Origin of the sequence: Methylobacterium brachythecii, assembly GCF_014196345.1 — a bacterium.
GTDB classification, from domain to species: Bacteria; Pseudomonadota; Alphaproteobacteria; order Rhizobiales; family Beijerinckiaceae; genus Methylobacterium; species Methylobacterium brachythecii.
Window position 1 is genome coordinate 53484 of sequence record NZ_JACIDN010000013.1, and the last position, 14656, is coordinate 68139.

Genomic DNA, 14656 nt, shown 5'->3' on the forward strand with positions numbered 1-14656 from the left:
CAAGATGCTTATTTATCGCTCGATAAAGAAATTGGAGCTTGCGCGCAATGGTGATGGGGCGCCCCCGGTCCTTCTGCACGGACAAGGCCCTCGACGAGGCGATGGAGGTGTTCTGGCGCCACGGCTACGACGGATCGAGCCTCGCGATGCTCACCAAGGCGATGGGCATCAAGCCACCGAGCCTCTACGCGGCCTTCGGAAGCAAGGAGGGCCTGCTCAAGGCGGCGCTCGACCGCTATGCGCAGAAGCGGTCCGAACATATGCGCTACGTGCTGGCCGGCAAGACGGCCCGCGACGTGGCCGAGCGTTTCCTCTCCAGCATCGCCGAAAGCCACACCGATCCCGCTAATCCCCCCGGCTGCCTGCTCGTCCAGGGTGGCCTCGCCTGCGGGGAAGGGTCGGAGAGCATCCCCTTCGAGCTCGCGGCCAAGCGCGCGGAAACCGAGCGGGACCTCAAGGAACGCTTCGTGCTCGCGAAGCAGACTGGCGATCTCTCGAAAGAGTCCGATCCTTCGGCGCTGGCGCGCTTCCTCTCGACCGTCGCCTCAGGAATGGGCGTCCTTGCGTCGTCGGGAGCCGATCGCGAAGCTCTGCGGGACGTTGCCCGCGTCTCGATACACGCATTTTCCAGTAATGCGCTTAGCTGATCCTATAGGTCAGAAGACGGCCGGAAGCGGAATAGCTGCATTCGCCCGTGCGCTCCCTTGGAGCAGACATTCAGATTTCGAGCCACCGACCGCGAGTTCAACCCAGCTCTCTACCCAGAGCATCAAGGGCTTGCGGCAGTCCTCGCCATGAGAGCGGGATGGCAACCTCCTGGCCAGCGGCGTTCTTGAAGGTTATGCGGCCTGGTTCGCTGGCGGCACGCCAGCGCTTGAGGGCCTCATCCTTGGCCGCGGCATCGGCGATGCAGGCGCCGGGCAAGCAACGGCGCCAGGGCAACTCTACACCATTGTTGTCCTTCTCCTCGGCGAGCAGGCGCACGGTGCTCGGGAAGGCGACGTTGGCAGGGAGCACCACGGTGACCTGCAATGGCTCGGTAGCTCCGGTTCGGCCGATGGCGATCTGGGCGATGGGCTGGTTCTGTCCCTGGACCTGCATGGTCTGGCCGACCTCGCAGACGCGGACCGGCTTCTCCGCCGTGCCACCGCGCTGGCACCGCAGCACCCAGTCGCCGAAGCTTGCCGTGGTCGCGCCAGGCTCGGCCGGGACGACCCGCGGCGCGGGTTGGGGCGCCGCCTGCGGAGCGGCCGGTGACGCGGGCTTGTTCGGCTGGGCACCGACCGGCCAGGTCAGCCCGGCGGCAAGCAGCGCGACTGTCGCTGGCAGGGCAAGCGCAAGGGTTGCCGTCCGGGGAAGCGTGACAAAGCGGAACATGGCGGCTGGCCTGAAGAGGGGAATGAGAAGAGCGACAGGTCAGGCCCATCGGCAAGCGAAGGCCCGTGGGTTCAGTGATCCCGCGGGCCTTTGTCTGTAGCTGCGTCTTAGAACCGGTAGGTAAAGTTGCCCTTCACGCCATGGTCCTGGGCGCGCTCGCCGACCTGGCCGGTATAGCCGACACCGAGGGTCGTGCTTGGGGCCATCAGCCAGTCGAGGCCGGCCTGGGCCACGAGGGCGTCGCGGTCGATAGGCAAGCCAGCGGACACGAATTGCTGGCCGCCGGCGAAGGCGAGCAGCGCCGAGGGCACTACGTCGCCGTAGGCCCGGCGGTAGCCGACCAGCGCCCGCACCATGATCGGCATGCCGGTGGCGAACACCTCTGAGAGCCGCGCCTCCGCCCTGAGGCCGATGGTCGAGGTAGCGAGGTCGTAGTCGCGGCCTCGCGTGGTCAGAGCCGAAGCGCCCCCGACCTCGGTGAAGCCGTTGCTGCCGATGCGGATCGCTGCGGCGGCGACGAAGGGTTCGACGTATGCCGCCGTCGTGCCGACCCGGTATCCGAGTTCGCCGAAGCCCTGGGCAGTCGTGCCACCGTAGCGGGCGCTGGCGTTCTCGTTGAAGCCGGCGAAGGCGATGCCGCGCCGTGTGGTCAGGCTGTTGCCGCCATAGGTCGCGCCGAGGCGCAGCTGCAGCGGGCTCTGCGGACCGCCGAGCGGGCCGCCGGCATAGAGCGCTCCATAGCCGCTCTCGATCGTGCCCGAGGATTGCCGCCCCGTGACGTCGAAATTGGTGAAGCTGTAGCCGCCGGCCGCGCCGAGGCGCCAGTTGTTCTCGATCCGCGCATCGGCCCCGAGCACGAAGCCGGAGGTCTGGCGGGCGAGGCGAGCGGCGTTGCCGTCGCTCGCCGTCGAGCCGAACGCGCCGAAGCCCTGGCCCCAGACCGCGATCGGGTTGGGATCAACGAGGAGCGCCGTGACCGGCGTCGGGGCGCTGGCCCGGCCCGGCAAGTCGGCCGTGTAGGCCGCCGGCAAGGTCGTGCCCGGTGCGAAGCGCTGGCCGACACCGAGCGTGTCGTTGCCGAAGCCCGTGGCATTCCCCCAGCGCAGCCGGTCGAGGACCGCCTCACGCACCAGGAACGCATTCTCGAACTGCGTGGTGACTGCGCTCGAATGGATCTCGCCCGAGAGCGCATTGAAGGCCGCCCGCGATTGCGGCGCGGACAGCACGGCGATCGCATCATAGAGGCGCGCACCGACGCCCGTCGCCTGGGCCGCATCGGCTACGGCGGCCTGGTTGCGGGTCTGCGCCGTCGTGGCGAATTGCAGGTCGTTGCGGGCGAGCCGCAGATAGGCGTCGTTGGCGTCGTAGGTCAGAAACGGCGTCAGGTAGGCGAAGTTCGAGGTCACGTTCGAGAACCGCCCCGTCACGCCACCGGCTGCACTCAGGATCGTGTAGCTGGTGGTTGGGTTGTAGAGGCCGGCCTGCGCCGTGACGCGCACCGTGCCGCCTTGGATTGTGGCGGTGCCGCTCGCCGTGATCCGGTCCGACTGGCCGAGCGCCGTGGCGTCGACCTGGTAGAACGATTGGTTCGAGAACAGGATGTTGGCGACGTTCAGCGTGCCGACCGTACCGGCGCTCGCGCCTGGAGACACACTCGAGCCCGAGGCGACGGTCAGGCCCCCGGTTCTGCCCGAGCCGGCGAGGAGGGCGCCGTTGGCCACGCTCACGGACGAAGCGAGGTTGCCCGCGACCGTCAGCGTGCCGGCCTGCACCGTGGTGGCGCCGGTATAGGTGCTGGTGCCGCTCAACGTCAGATTGCCGGTACCGGTCTTGGTGAGCGAGGTGACGGTCGCGCCGTTGGCGATGGTGCCGGCATAGCTCGTCGAGCTGTTGTCGCCGCCTGCCGTCAGGGCGCCATTGCGGATCAGCGCCGCCGTGCCGGTGCCCGACAGCGAGCCGACCGTGAAGGCCGTGCCGCCGAGATCGAACGTTCCGTTATTGGCGAGGCTCGTGACGCCGGTCAGGGCGCCGGTCAGCGTCATATTGGCGCCAGCCGCGTTCGAGACCGCGCCGTTGAGCTGGCCCGAGGCCTGGACGGTCCCGGTATTGGCCAAGCCGCCGTTGAGGACACCACTGGTAGCGAGCGTCCCGGCATTGCCGAACGGTCCGGTCACCGTGCTCCAGGTGCCGGTGTTGGTGATGTTGCCGGAGGCCGTGTTGGTCGTATCCGCGGTGTAGCTGCCGTTATTGACGACGCTGCCGGTATTGACGAGGGCATCGATGATGCTGCCGCCCTGGGCCACCGTGATCGAACCGGCATTGTTGATCCCGGCCGGCGCCGTGAGCCTGCCACCTGACGCGACCGTAAGGCTGCCGGCATTGCTTAGCAGGCCGGCAAGGGCGTAGGCGCCGCTGCCGCTCACCGCGAGGCTAGCACCGCCGGCATTCGTGAAGGTACCGTTGCTCGCGACGGCTCCAGAGATGGTCACGCTGCCGGCATTGTTGGCGACGGCACCATCGATGCGCCCGGCCGAGGCGGTCACCGTGCCGGTGTTGGTCAACCCACCCGCCAGCGTGCCGCTGTTCGAGAAGCTGCCGGCATTGGTCAGGCCGCCGGTCGCCGTTCCGGCATTGGCGAAGCTGGCGCCTGCCAGCGTGACGATCGGCGAAGCGAGGCTGCCACCGGCCGCCAGCGTCAGCGTGCCGCCCGAGACCGTCGTCGCCCCAGTATAGGTGTTCGCACCGGACAGCGTGAAATTGCCAGTGCCGCCCTTGGTAAGACCGCCCGTGCCGGAGATCACACCGGCATAGCCCGTCGAGGCGTTGCTGCTGCCCGTGGTCAGCTTGCCTGCACCGAGCGTCACGCCACCGGCACCGCTCAGCGAGGCGACGGTCTGGTTGAAGCCGTTCAGGTCCATCCGGCCAGCCGCCGCCACCGTCACCGCCGAGCCCGACGAGAAGGTGTTGGCTACGCCTGCCTGAAGCGTGCCAGCCGAGACCGTGGTCGCGCCAGCGTAGGTGTTCGACCCCGACAGGGTTAGGGTACCGGTTCCCTGCTTGGTCAGTCCGGTCGCACCGGAGATCGTGCCGGCATAGCCCGACCCGCTGTTATCGCTGCCGGCCGTCAGCGTGCCGCCACCCGTGATGGCCGCGGCAGCCGTTGTACCAGCGAGCGAGCCGACGCTCAGGCCGTTGCCGCCCAGCGCCAGCGCGCCGTCATTGGTGAAGCGACCGATGCCGGAGAGGCCGCCGACGACGGTGAAGACCGCGCCGGCATTGTTGGCGACGCTGCCGTTGATCTGGCCCTGCGCGTTGACCGTTCCGCTATTGGCGAGCGTGCCGTTGACCACGCTGGTCGCGGCGTTGGTGTTGAAGGTCCCTGCCAGGATCGTCGCGCCGCCATTGATGGTGCCGGCATTGGTCGTGGTGCCGGCCGTGTTGGTCAGGCCGCCGGTGACCGTTCCGCTCGCGTTGTTGGCGAAGGTGCCGCTGTTCGACACGCTGCTGCCGATCGTGCCGTCGTTGCTCGCGGTGCCGCTGTTGGTCAGGCTGCCGGCGACGGTTCCGGCGTTCGTGAAGATCGCCGCATTGTTCACGTCACCCGCGAGCGAACCGCTCGAGGCGAGCGCCAGAGTGCCGCCGGTCACGGTCGTGAGACCCGTATAGGTGTTGGCAGCGGTCAGCGTGAGCGTGCCGCCCCCGAACTTGGTCAGGCCGGCCGAGCCCTGAAGGACGTTGCCGATGGTCGTGCCGACACCGCTCTCGGTGGTGATCGAAGCCGCCGTGGCGCCCGTGATCCCGCTATCGGCGACGAGGTTCAGTGCATCGCCGGACAGCACGTAGCCGTCGGTCCTGAACTGCAGGCCCTCGAAGCTTTGCGCTCCGGTCACCACCACCGCGCCACCGGCCGTGCCACCGAACACGCCGACCTGCGACCGCCACTGGTCGTTGGCGGCCCCGTCCAGCGTCGTCCAATTGGTGCGGGTGGCATCCCACGTTCCCATACCGCCATCGACCGCCCCGTTGGCGGAACTGTTGCCGCCATCCCAGAACTGGACGAGCTGCCCGTTGCTAGCCAGCAGGACGTTGTACTGCGACGGACCGGCGCCGCCGTTGGTCACGATCTGCGTGAGGTCGGAGGTGGCCGCCGTGCCACCGTTGGTCACCGTATCGAAGCGGCCGGTGGTCGTGCCGGTCACGTTGAACAGCGTGTAGTAGCCGCTGGAGATCTGACCGCCGCTGGTGGTCCTGAGCGCCAGGGTGCTGCCCTCATTCACCAGCAGGTTGCCGCCGACCTTGATCAGGTCGTTGTTGGCGCCGCCGACCACACCCGGAGCACCGAGCTCGAACAGCGAGGTCGAACCGGAATTGAGAGTGTAGTCGCTGTTGACCGTCAGCGTGCCCGGCGAGTTGCCGGCCGAAACCGTGCCGCCGCTCCCGACGACCACCGAACCGGCGATGATGCCCGAGCCGTGCAGCGTGCCGGCGGTATTGACGTTGACTATGGCGCTGTTCGCCGCGATCTGCCCGACGGCGGCGGTGTTGCCCAGCGTCCCGTTGACCGCGAGGATGCCGCCATTCACGTTGGCCGTCATTCCCGCAATCGGGGATGTCGTTTGACCGGTGAGGACCCAGGTTCCGGTATCCAACTTGTTGATCGTTCCGGCTCCGCTGAGGGATCCGAGAGCGAGTGTGCCAGCAGCCCCGTTCGCCGCTGTCCCATCGCCGGCACCCCGCAAATTCAGCGTGTTCGTGCCGCCGCCGAGGTCAATGTTTCCGACGCCAGCCGCGTCATGGGTGCCTGCTGCCTGAAGGGTTAGCCCAGAGGTCGCATCTAGGATCGCCGTGCTTCTGACTGTACCAGTGTAGACGTTTACGGTGTCGTTGGCCGAGCCGAGAGTGATGTTGCCGGTGCTCGATCCGGCCCGGAGGGTCACGGTCGTTTCCGTATTACCGCTCTGGATCGCGCCGCTGATCGTGCCGTAATTGTCGATCGAGCCGCCCGGCAGCGCAACGGCGGCCACGGCTGCGTTGCCCGCGCTGATCGTGCCGGCATTGGTCAGTGTCAGCAGACCGCCCACGGCCCGAATGCCATAACCAAAGTCGATAGAGCTGCCACCGTTGATCTGGCCGCCAACGAAATTGCCCTGACTGTCGCTGCGGAGTGCATTGAGCACAGTGCCGCCGCTCCCGAGGTATAGGCCTGTGTTGCGTGTCGAACTGATCGTCCCACTGGTCGTGACGGAGGCCGTGCCCGCGATGTTCACGCCGTCATCGTCGCCGCCGATCGTACCGGTGTTGGCGGTGATCGTTCCGTTGCTTTCGAAACGCGCGCCGTACCGGGTCGTACCCGTGATCATCCCCTCATTGGATAGTGTTCCCGGGTTAGCCGCGCCGAAGCCGGTGAAGTAGACGCCGTTGTCGCCGCCGATGCTGCCGGTGGATTGGTTGGTGACGCTCCCGGACAGAATGTTCACGCCAGACGTGCCGGTTGCGCCGCTGGCAACCGTGACAGCGCCCGTCGTGGTGTCGTAGCTGCCTGCCGCGATGGTGCCGCCATTGGTGACCGACGTCGCCGACGTACCGAAGAGGCCGTACACCCCACCTATGGTCTTCACACCTTCACCAACCGAGACGGTGATCGGACCGCCGCCCGATGCGGCAAGCGCCATGCCGTAGCTCGACCCGACGACACGGCCGCTTTGAGCCGTGACGTAGAGGTGACCGGTTCCGTTCGTCGCGGCATTGATGCCGGTCCCGTTCGAGGCGGTGATGGCGCCGGCCGTGACGATGTCGACGCTGCCGTTCGAACGGGCACTGGCAACGATGCCATTCTGCGAACCCGACACGTTGCCGAGTGCCGTCGTGGTGCCGAGCGTGATGTTGCCCGTCAAACTGCTCGCGTCGATGCCGTTTCCGTTCTGGCCGGTGATCGATCCTCCGCCGTTGATTGTCAGGCTCTCGGTAGCGTCCGAGTGAAAAAACACGCCGTTATTGCCAGCCGTGATCGTACCCGTATTCGTGATCGCACCACCGCCGCGCGCAAAGACGCTCGTCTGGGAGCTACCTTGCGGAGCGTTGGCAACGTTTGCGGTGATCGTACCGGCATTCGTCAGGCTGCCGCCGTTGAGCTGCACGGCGTCTTCCAGTCCGGACGGATTCGTGGTGGTGACGCTCGCACCGCTGTTGATCGTCAGTGCGGTACCGCCGCGATCGACCAGGGCCGCCGGATTGCTGCTATTGAAGGCGGTGCCCGCCGTCGTGATGCTTCCGCCGATCACCACAGCCCCGGCCGATGCCTGAACGCCGCCGTTGGTGAGCGCGCCGGTCAGGGTGAGCGTGCTGCTGCCCGACTGCGTGATCAAGCCGCTGCCAGATACGTCACCGGCGAAGGTCGCGCCGGAATCGGACCGGTTGAACGCGAGCGTGCCGTTGTTCACGACGTTGCCCGTGATCGAACCCGTGCCGCCATTGCCGATCTGAAGCGTACCGCCCGAGACCGTGGTGCCGCCAATATAGGTGCTGGCGCCGATGAGCGTGAGCGTACCGTCACCGAACTTGCTCAGACTGCCGCCCGACGACGTGAGCGGACTGGCGAAGGTGACATCCCGCCCGTTGGTGTCGATGCGGTATTGCTGCCCGGGATCGGTAGAGAAGCGACTGGAATAATCGGTCTGGTTGGCGGCGGTGTACTGAAGCGTGCCGCCGGTGAAGTTGAGCGTGCCGCTGGTGCCCAGCGCACCGGCACTCCCCGCATTCAGGGTGCCGCCCGCGAAGGTGGTGCCGCCGATATAGGTGTTGGTGCCGGTGAGCGTGAGCGTGCCGGCACCAGCGCCGGTCAGATGGCCGGCTCCCGTGACGATCCCTGCGATCGAGACGGCGTAGCCGTTGGTGTTGATCGTGCCGTTACCTGCGAGCGTGACGCCGCGTGTCGCGGGCGAGGCGACGGCGCCGATGGCCTGGAGCGTGCCGCCGTTGAAGATCAGCGTGTTGGTGGCTGAGCCATCGCCCAGCGCCGCCGAGGAATTGACCTGCAGCGTGCCGCCCGAGATCGTGGTCGAGCCGGTATAGGAGTTGGCGCCGGTGAGCGTCTGCGTGCCGGTGCCCACCTTGGTCAGGGCGAGCACACCGTTGCCGTTCGCGATCGTGCCGGAGAAAATGCCGTTGCTGTTGGCGATGCCGATCGTCGTGGTCCGAGTTCCGTTGTAACCGCCCTTGAGCGTACCTGCACCCGTCAGCGCGTCGACGGTGATGGCACCTTCGACCCCGTCGAAGGTCGCACCGGACTCGATGTTGAGGCTGCCCTTGTTGTTGGTCCAGAAGCCCTGGTCGCTGCTGCTGCCGTTCACGCTTCCGGCCTTCACGTCGAACACGCCGCCCTCCAGAAGGCTGATGTTCACGTCGCCGGCCCCGCCGAGGTAGACGTTTCCGGTGCCCGTCTTCTGGATGGTGCCCGCGCCGGTGAAGGTTCCGGCCGCCAGACCGAAGGAATTCGACCCAGTGCTGTTCAGCTCAACCACGGCTCCTGATTTGACCGTCACCGTGCCTGAACCGAAGGCGCTTCCGATGTTCTGGGCAACTAGGCGACCAGCCTCTACGTTGGTGGTGAGCGCACTGCCGTAGTTGTCAGTCAGCACGAAGGTGCCGGAATCCTGCTTTGTCAGCTTCGTGGCGCCGGACACTTTCGACATGTCTAACGTGCCCACCGCGCCATTGGCAGCGGTGCCGTCGCCGGTGCCGCGCAGCGCGATGGTGCCGTTGCTGCCAAGCACGATCACGCCTACTTTGGCCGCATCGTTCGTGCCGGCGTTCTGCAGGATGACGGTCTGCCCGGTCACCGGATCGGTCGTCGTGACTCCTGCCGTGTTGGCCGTACCCGTGCCCGCGTAGAGCGACAGGGTCGAGTCATCGCCGAGCTTGACCGTGCCGGTGATGGAGCTGGCGAAGAGGTTGGCCGTAACGCCAGTGCCACCGCTGAGCGTGCCGCCACCGTCAGCCAGCGTGGCGCTACCTGAGATCGTGCCGTAATTGTCGATCTTACCGTTGTCACCGACCTGGGCACCGATGCCGTATACGGTACTGTTACCGCCGGTCAGGCTCCCACTCCGCGCATTGGTGATGATGCTGCCCGCGCCGTTTGCGCCGGCGGCGACATTGGTGATGTTCGTAATCGCTCCCGTGTTCAACAGCGTCACCTTGGCGCTGGTGTTGATCACGTCGGAGCCGTCGCCGGTGTTGCGGATCGTTCCGGCATTCACGATCGTGAACGCGCCGTTTCCGTTGACAGTAATACCGGACGTGTTGGTGATGCTGCCGCCTGAAGCGACACGCAAGGTGGTGCCGTCGGATAAGCTCACTGCTGCGCCAGAGTTGGAGAGCGTGCCGGCCAAGTTGAGCGTGCCGCCCGAGATTGCGGTGCCGCCGGTATAGGTGTTGGCCCCTGTCAACGTCAGCGTACCGTCGCCGATCTTATTCAGGCTCCCGCCCGACGATGTCAGCGCGTTGGCGAAGGTGACATTCCGCCCGTTGGTGTCGATGCGGTACTGTTGCCCTGGATCGGTCGAGAAGCGGCTGGAATAGTCGATCTGGTTGGCGGCGCTGTATTGCAGCGTGCCACCGGTGAAATTGAGTGTGCCGCTGGTGCCCAGCGCACCGGCACTGCCCGCATTCAGGATGCCGGCAGCAAGGGTGGTGCCCCCCGTGTAGGTATTGGCGCCCGTCAACGTCAGCGTGCCGGCGCCGGCCTTGGTCAGACTATAGCTGCCCGCGTTACCACCGGTACCGCCCGAGCCGGTCTGGTCGGCGATGGCGTTCGCCACCGTCTGCGTCTGCCCCGTCTCTGGCTGGAAGGTGACAGTTCCATTCCCGGCGAGGAACAGGCCGGCGCCGAAAGCCGAGCCGGCCGTTGCAGTCGCGCCGCCGGCCGAGCCACCCGTTACAGTGCTGCCGTTGATGGCGAGCGTGCCGCCGAAGATGAGCTGACCTCCGTCCATCACGAAGACCGCCCCGCCGAGACCAGCGCCGCCGCCGCCGCCGGCCCCGGAATTTGCGCCCGTGCCTCCGCCGAAGCCCCCTGCCGCCCCGAGACCGCTCGCGCCGCCGCCACCACCGCCGCCGCCGAAGCCGCCGGCCCCGCCATTCGTGCTCGACACGCCGCTGCCGCCGCCGCCGCCGTAGCCACCCGCTCCACCAACCGTGCCGGAGCCGCCGGAATTGCCGCCGCCACCGCCACCGCCAAATCCGCCGGCCCCGCCGTTCGTCGCGGTCCCGCTTACCCCGCCGACGCCGCCGCCACCGCCGCCAGCGATAGCACCGTAGCCGCCGCCGCCGCCCGAGCTTCCGCCCGCGGATCCGTTGTAGCCAGCCCCGCCATTCGCGCCCCCGGTGAAGGCACCGGCATTGCCCGCGGTGCTCGGAGAGGTGCCGCCGGTCGCGGCAGAACCGAAGCCGCCGCCGCCTGAGCCTCCGGCAGTGCTGTTGACGCTTCCCCCGAGGCCGCCACCGCCATTACCGGTGCCGCTGTTGCCGCCACCGTTGCCACCCGCCGCTGCGTTTGACTGCAGGTTGACGTTCGTCAGGGTGACGGTGCCCGTCGAGGAAACGAACAGCGCGCCGCCGAGTCCCGCGCCGCCGCCGGCCCTGCCGCCGCCGTTGCCGCCGGACGCCTTGGCATTGGCGATGGTGAGGTTCTCGATCGTGGCCGTCGTCGTCGCGCCGCCGAGCTGCCCCGCGTCGCCGACGAAGAACACGCGATAGGCCCCGTTGCCGCTCACGGTGATGTTGTTGCCGCCGTCGATGACCGTGTTGTTGCCGAGGATGAGCGGCAGCTCGCTCGCGAGCGTGATCGTCCGGTTGGAGAAGGTGCCTGCGCCGGCGAAGGTGATAATCGTGCCGGCATTGGCGTTGGCGTAGGTGATCGCATCCCGCAGCGAGCCGGCCCCGTTATCGGCGTTGTTCATCACCACGTACGACGGCGCTGCGGTCGCCGGGCCGCCGAGGAACGCCGTCGCGACGCCCGCAAGGACCGCCTCGCGCCACCGCCGCCGTCCGACCCGCGCCGCCGGCCGCACCTTGCCGACCCGCGTTGATGGCCTGGGGCTCAGCCTTGCCAAGAGTGAGGCCGACGTCTCGATCGCCAGCGCCAGCAGCGATGCCACCAGCTTCCGCTGCAGCCCCGGAGACGAGGCGAGGTAAGGCACGGCTGGCGCTCTCGCCGGGCGGATAATGACACCAATCAGAGCGGTCGAGCGCAGCAGAGCCCTGCGCAGCACCTGCGCATTCCGTGAGACCTTGGTCATTCCGCCCCAACCCGCCGTTAAACTCAACTTCTGCGCGAACAACCTCAAGCAAAAGCTTGCTCAAGCCACGCAGCCTAATTCAACAGCGAGGGGCGATTTGTCTGATTAGGTACGCTATAAGACGGTACTTAAGTAGACAATGGGTCGACCAACTCATCGTTATTAGTTGCTTTGTCTTATCGAGTCATATGGGCGGAGTCTTTTGCATTCGTATCTAAATGTTGCTGGAAAAACAAAATGTGGTTGTGTGTTGCGAGTAAGACACGGTCGGGTCCGAGCATCGCTGTAAATTCTCTCTGAAGTCCGCAGTATCAACACACCGGATTGGAGCGGATGCGCGCTGGCATGCACCTCCATCGAGTGCTGCTCATCGGACCTATCCCACCAAGCATTCGCTCGTTGATCGGCCATTTCTCGCCGCTCTTGGGAGCCTGCGCTTGGGTCCCCACCAAAGCAAAATCCGAAGCAGGCACGGCGTGGCCGGAAGCAGCACCCCGCTTAGGATAGGCAAGTCGGTGACGCGGATACTTTCCGTAGCCCAGACGAATGCCTCAGAGCGCCGTCTAAGCGGGCTTTCTCCCGAGCGAGATGAAAACCTCGTCGTCGTGCGACCACGCTTCGCCGTTCCGCTCGGCGCTCAACCGGCCTCAGCCTACTCCATCTTCCAGAGTTGCCCTGACACGTCCTCGCATTTCGTCAGTTGCGCCATGCCGTTGCGAGGGCCGCCATTGACGATGTCGAGGCACAGGTTGGGCCCGCGGAATTCGGTCGTTAATCGCACGAAGCCGCCTTCGCTGGACTTCATCATCTTCCAGGACTGCCCCGAATTGTTCTCGCAGCGTTCGAGCTTGACGAAATTGTTCATGTCGCCGCCGTTCTCGACGTCGAGACACATCTTGGCTCCGCGAAATTCCGTGGTCAGATGAAGCCAGCCGTCGGAGTTCGTCATCTTCCACGACTGGCCGGTCACGTCCTCGGTCTTCGCGATTTGGGCGAAATTGTTGCGTGCGCCGCCGTTGACGATGTCCAACGACATCCCGGGCCCCTTCCACTGCGTCGTGAGACGCCGATAGTCGCTGGCCTGCGATGCGCCTGCCGCGCCAAGAAGAAACATGGCGGCAGCCGTCAGGCTTGATACGATCCGGTTCATGTCGTTCCTTCGATATCGAATTGCTGGCGGAACTCGAGGGGACCGTCGTTCTCGCTCACGTCCACCCAATACTGGCCCGTGGGCCAGCCCGGGTTCGGCCGCTATCTCGTCCTCCGAGCGAAGACTCTTGGCGAGTGCTGGCGAGCCTTCGTCTGGAGTTGCGTCGCCAGATAAAGCCGTCTCCTCGACTCGGATGACCTCGATCAGCCTCTGCCGGAAGCAGATCAAAGCCCAATCGCGGATGTCGTTTGCTGAACAACGTCGGTTTCGGCTTGCAGCTCAGCAGTGACGAGGGCGTGGGAGGTACGTCAAGGCGCGCGGCTCGACGCGGTCAATCTGTTGCGTTGAGACCCTCAGATTGAAACGGATCGTCCGCGATCGGTGTCTCCAATGCCCGGGGCATAGGACGGCGCTGTTGCGGGACAGCTTGCGGCGGCCAAACGGCGGCGAAACCGTTCTCTCCTGCCCTCGGCAGCACCCATGCCTCAGAGATCGTTGAACCAATCCGCGATCACCAGGCCGGACGCGGGCAGCGGGGTGCGCAAGCCGGTCTCTGCCTTCGCCTGGAGCGCGGCGGGTGAGAGAGAGAATTCCTGGACGAAGGCGCGGCGAAAGCTGCGCTCCTGCCGAAACCCCGATCGGGCCGCGACCACTTCAGCAGACGAGCCCGTGTATCGACCCGCCACGATTTCCCCGTAGGCGTGGACGAGGCGTAGCCGGCGGATGGTCGTCGCGATGGTTCCGCTGCCGCGCATGAGGCGATAGAGGCGGCCCCGCGACAGGGCGAATTGCCGGCAGATCGTGTCCGGGCCCAAGTCCGGATCGGCTAGCTGCTCCTTGATGTAACGACGGATGGCTTTGGCGAGTTCGCCGTCCTCGTCCAGCGCCTCGGGCGCCTTCGCCCCGCCCGGTAACGGCTTTCCGTTCAGGCAGGCAGCAAGCAGCATGAGGGTGCTTCAGCTCGCAATCGACGCCTTGGCGGATGGCAAAGGATCAGGCAACGCCAGGAGCGCATCCACTTGCGCGCCCACGAGGAGAGCCTCGACGGAGCCCGCCGGGTAGACGCGCCCGTCGAAGGGGGCAACCGGCCCGATCGCGGCCTCCAGGACCCGGCGCGAGACCACGACGGCCGTGAGCGTGATGCCAAAGAGCCGATAATCGGCTGGGCTCGACAATTTCGTGATCGACATCGCGCCGGGCTCGAAGCGCATGCGCCGTCGTCCGCAGATGCCTTCGCCCCGGCCAGCAAGGAAGACGTTGATGAAGACGTGGTCGAGACCGATGAGCTTGGCCATCGCCTCGGTGCGGACGAGCCTGAAATCACCGGCGGTGACATGCCCGACCAACAATGGGCCGATCTGCCGCCACGTGCCTGTCGTCGTGAAGCGGTCCGCTTCCTCCGGGGTCATCCGGATCTCACCGGACGGGCGCATCACCTCCTGCCAAGCGGCAAGCCGATATTCTGCATCACCGTCTGCGAGCTGGATCGAATGACGGGTCGTCGTAAGCATGACGGGTATCCGCGCCATTCGTGGTAGGAATAGATGTATCGACGTCGGCTCTTAGGTGATCGCCCGGAGAAATGTCGAGACGCCGCGTCACGACGTCAGATCCCAATCACCATATAAAACGCCCTTTCGTCAGATTGAGGTTTGTCGGCCTCGCTTGGCTCAATGGAAGGCGCATGGATAGAGAGCTGGTCCTGCACAGCAGGTTTGCTCAAAAACTTAAGACAGTGATCGTCCCCCACAGGAGTGGTCCGCCTTGAGGTATGGCTTTCGAGCCAGGACGAGGACGGACATATGGGAACGAAGCGGCACAAGCCTGAGGA

6 protein-coding genes are annotated in these 14656 nt (G+C 66.1%); 1 reads left to right on the plus strand and 5 read right to left on the minus strand.

The genetic code is table 11. The annotated features are described in order from the left end of the window. Window positions 1-47 precede the first annotated feature (47 nt). On the plus strand, window positions 48-647 hold the full coding sequence (locus tag GGR33_RS24815; protein WP_183513421.1) for a TetR/AcrR family transcriptional regulator: 600 nt from the start codon (window positions 48-50) through the stop codon (window positions 645-647). A 97-nt stretch (window positions 648-744) separates the two neighbouring features. On the opposite strand, the gene GGR33_RS24820 is transcribed toward GGR33_RS24815, so the two are convergent. From GGR33_RS24820 to GGR33_RS24840, 5 genes are all read right to left on the minus strand, one after another. Next, a complete protein-coding gene (locus tag GGR33_RS24820; RefSeq protein ID WP_183513401.1) occupies window positions 745-1377 on the minus strand; it encodes an invasion associated locus B family protein in 633 nt (210 codons plus the stop codon). Window positions 1378-1484: 107 nt separating this feature from the next. Continuing rightward, window positions 1485-11576 (minus strand): autotransporter-associated beta strand repeat-containing protein, encoded by a 10092-nt coding sequence (locus GGR33_RS24825; RefSeq protein WP_210302210.1) that lies wholly within the window; start codon window positions 11574-11576, stop codon window positions 1485-1487. A gap of 751 nt (window positions 11577-12327) precedes the next feature. Continuing rightward, the gene (locus GGR33_RS24830) at window positions 12328-13053 is read right to left on the minus strand and encodes an RICIN domain-containing protein (protein ID WP_183513403.1); all 726 of its coding nucleotides are present in this window, start codon (window positions 13051-13053) and stop codon (window positions 12328-12330) included. Between the two features lie 257 nt (window positions 13054-13310). After that, on the minus strand, window positions 13311-13772 hold the full coding sequence (locus GGR33_RS24835) for a helix-turn-helix domain-containing protein (RefSeq protein WP_183513408.1): 462 nt from the start codon (window positions 13770-13772) through the stop codon (window positions 13311-13313). Between the two features lie 9 nt (window positions 13773-13781). Then, window positions 13782-14336, minus strand: a complete 555-nt coding sequence (locus GGR33_RS24840) for an AraC-like ligand-binding domain-containing protein (RefSeq protein ID WP_183513410.1) — start codon at window positions 14334-14336, stop codon at window positions 13782-13784. Between the last annotated feature and the right edge of the window lie 320 nt (window positions 14337-14656).

Excerpts from the sequence above, each read along its gene's own strand:
- GGR33_RS24820 (WP_183513401.1), bottom strand. The coding sequence starts at position 1,377 with ATGTTCCGCTTTGTCACGCTTCCCCGGACGGCAACCCTTGCGCTTGCC.
- GGR33_RS24840 (WP_183513410.1), bottom strand. The coding sequence starts at position 14,336 with ATGCTTACGACGACCCGTCATTCGATCCAGCTCGCAGACGGTGATGCA.
- GGR33_RS24815 (WP_183513421.1), top strand. The coding sequence starts at position 48 with ATGGTGATGGGGCGCCCCCGGTCCTTCTGCACGGACAAGGCCCTCGAC.
- GGR33_RS24835 (WP_183513408.1), bottom strand. The coding sequence starts at position 13,772 with ATGCTGCTTGCTGCCTGCCTGAACGGAAAGCCGTTACCGGGCGGGGCG.